This is a genomic window from Desertibacillus haloalkaliphilus, from assembly GCF_019039105.1.
GTDB classification, from domain to species: Bacteria; Bacillota; Bacilli; order Bacillales; family KJ1-10-99; genus Desertibacillus; species Desertibacillus haloalkaliphilus.
The window spans coordinates 1-445 of sequence record NZ_JAHPIV010000115.1; the positions used below are offsets into that span (position 1 = coordinate 1).

Sequence of the window (445 nt, forward strand, 5' to 3'; positions counted from 1 at the left end):
ATCTCGATCCTCTCTAACGTTTTGATTTCCGAATGCAAATAGCGCACACGAATGCCTATTTCTTTTAAATAATCGGTTAAGTCCTCGGACATTTTTTTCGTCAACGTTGTGACAAGCACTCGTTCATTGCGTTCGACACGAGCGTGAATTTCTCCGATTAAATCATCAATCTGTCCTTCAATTGGACGAACATCAATCGTCGGATCAAGCAAGCCGGTAGGACGAATGATTTGCTCAACCATTTTCGGTGTATGTTCAAGTTCATAAGGCCCAGGCGTTGCTGATACGTATACAGCTTGATGGACCTTTTTCTCAAACTCTTCAAGCCGAAGAGGACGGTTATCGAGCGCTGATGGCAAGCGGAAGCCGTGATTAACAAGGACCTCTTTTCGAGCACGGTCCCCATTGTACATTCCTCTTACTTGAGGAACCGTCACATGCGACT

General features: G+C 45.2%; 1 pseudogene. It reads right to left on the reverse strand.

Going from position 1 to position 445, the window contains the following annotated elements:
* Nucleotides 1–445 (reverse strand): annotated as a pseudogene (locus tag KH400_RS21110) (excinuclease ABC subunit B); the annotation flags it as partial.